Origin of the sequence: Pseudomonas psychrophila HA-4 (assembly GCF_000282975.1) — a bacterium.
Lineage (GTDB): Bacteria > Pseudomonadota > Gammaproteobacteria > Pseudomonadales > Pseudomonadaceae > Aquipseudomonas > Aquipseudomonas psychrophila_A.
Map to the genome: position 1 here is coordinate 1 of NZ_ALJC01000047.1, position 2,245 is coordinate 2,245.

The window sequence follows — 2,245 nt, forward strand, 5'->3', positions numbered from 1 at the left end:
GTCGATGGTTTTGAGGGCGCCGCCTTTTTGGTAGTGGTAGTGCAGGCAACGGCCGTCGGGCAGGCGGCAGTCACTGAGTTGGCCGCTAGTCGGTCACTGTCGTCGGCATCGAGTGAATATTACAAGCGTATATGTCATCAGATTCTTAAAGAGCGGGTTACGCTTATTTAATTTTTAAAATGAATTGTGAGCACTCAGAGCACTAGGCGAAACTGTCAGAAATTTTTTGTTCGGGCATAACATGTCACCAAAGGTGCATTTATGCCGACCAAAAAGAAGTTTGCCAGTGCAACACCGAGGGAATTACCTTCGATACCCCAAGAGTTGATTGATCATCTCATTAAAGGCCCGATGAGAGCCGAAGCCATTCAGGACGCTTCAATGGCGCTTAAGAAGGCTCTGATCGAGCGTGCCCACCACGCTATGCACCAAACCCGACTCGGCATCGACACCGATATGCACTTTCATCCCCGAAGAAATATTGGTTCCTCGTCTTCGTCTGATGCATGTCGGGGGCTCGTTTGCCCCCTTTATTCTTGGTCGAGCTCGGCGAATGAATGATTGTTACATCGACCACCGTACCCTGGCGTAACATCAGGCCGCGGTCGCCCAGATAACCGTTGATGACCTGTAGAGTTCCGCCAGCCAGCTCATGTTTTTCCAACAGGCGCCGGAAGTTGAGGATCGTAGTTTCATCGGGAATTCGATCCAGATGCAGTCCCGAAAACTGACGCAAGATCGCAGTCTCGTAGAGGGCCTCTTCCATCGCCGGATCACTGTAGCCGAACCAGTTCTGCATCAGATTAACTCGCAACATCGCCATCAGCGGGTAAGCCGGACGACCGCCGTCCCCCTTCAGAGAATGCGGTTCGATCAAGGCAATCAAGCCCCTCCAGGGCACGACCTGATCCATCTCGATCAGAAAACGTTCGCGGCGGACCTGTTTACGTCTGCCGGCGTACTCGGCGTCGGCGAAGGTCATCTGCTTCATCAGGCGTCTCGGCGGTTTAGATCGGGTATTCTGCAAAATTTGGAAGTCTTCTTCAGGGTTTCCCTAGGTTTTCCTGTTCGAAATTGTTGGTCGAGCTGGTTGATTCATGCCAACAGTGCAGCTATGTTTTTTGTGAGTTGATAGGTTCTTAAAGATGAGTATTAAACCAATAATAATATCCGGAAAACCTTGCAAACTATAAATCACACAACAATATATAGCATCGATTATTTAAGCATCACTTACCACGCGGACATATCTTCGTTCGCAGCCTTAGCTAGTTCTAGTCTCCATGTCTCGCTTGCAATCTGAAAAATATCTTCAAAGAAAGTACGAGGCGTTTTTATTTCGCTTGCGGCCCATGCTGTAGCTGAGTGATTGTCAATATCCACACCAAAGAATTCTGAAAAACTAAAATCCTTATCTTTTAGCGCTCTTTCTAATTTTCTGCAAAGTAAATATTTGTGTTTATAAGACAAATAGGATTGGTGAGGAATTATATATTTTCGGATAATTTCCCCTCTATTTTCATTGTTCGGATTGAGCCTCCATAGTTCTTCACCTAGAGTATCCTCTAGGTCATAAATATCAATCCCTCCTAGAAAGTGGCCTATATCAGGAACGTATGGGAGGTTTGTGTGAGGATGAGTTAACATATTTAGTCCACTGGGTAAGCAGTAAATGGTCTGTATGGATTGTTAGGGTCGAATTTTATTTCTGCACCGCTCATATGTTCATTGAGTGTTGGGTTTGAGGTGTCTTTCTTGTTTGGTCTATAACCTCTTCCTGAGTCCTTCTGTTCCATTCTAACAATTGGATTGCCTTTGATATCAACTCCAGTCGCTATGGGTAGACCACGGGCCCTTCGTGTAATTGCATTGTTGATGGCATGCATCTGTAATTTCCATGTCAAAAACTGAGAACTTGGATTACCTCTATTAGTTTTTGGTGTTTTGCCAGTAATCGGGTCAGTACCGTCAATTGCTCGCTGTTTAAGCGCTGAATTGGATATTTCAGGACCATGCTTTCCAATTGTGTGCATGTCATATTTTTTCTCGTAACGATGTACTTGACGTTTAGCATTGAACTCAGAAAGCTCCTCAATTTTAATCCGTCGCTGTTCCTGAGACGTCTGAGGGGTAGGGGCTTTAGGTTCCTGATTACTCGCCAGCGCTGCATTGGATGGATCCTCTATCACTCCCGTTGCTGTACACCCACCATCCCCTGGACACGAACTCAACCCCAACGGATCCA

The 2,245-nt window shown here is 46.3% G+C and carries 1 protein-coding gene and 3 pseudogenes; 1 reads left to right on the plus strand and 3 read right to left on the minus strand.

The window, feature by feature from the left end; all coding sequences use genetic code 11:
• Positions 1 to 261 precede the first annotated feature (261 nt).
• Positions 262 to 414, plus strand: a pseudogene (locus B347_RS25780) (IS256 family transposase); the annotation flags it as partial.
• Here B347_RS25780 and B347_RS25415 read toward each other — a convergent pair.
• The 3 genes and pseudogenes from B347_RS25415 to B347_RS26530 form a co-directional block, all read right to left on the minus strand.
• Positions 409 to 991, minus strand: a pseudogene (locus tag B347_RS25415) (IS5 family transposase); the annotation flags it as partial. The pseudogenes B347_RS25780 and B347_RS25415 overlap by 6 nt on opposite strands.
• Positions 992 to 1,233: 242 nt before the next feature.
• Complete coding sequence (locus B347_RS0105635; protein WP_019408726.1) at positions 1,234 to 1,647, minus strand: hypothetical protein; 414 nt, start codon at positions 1,645 to 1,647, stop codon at positions 1,234 to 1,236.
• Between the two features lie 2 nt (positions 1,648 to 1,649).
• Positions 1,650 to 2,245: pseudogene (locus B347_RS26530) on the minus strand (type IV secretion protein Rhs); the annotation flags it as partial.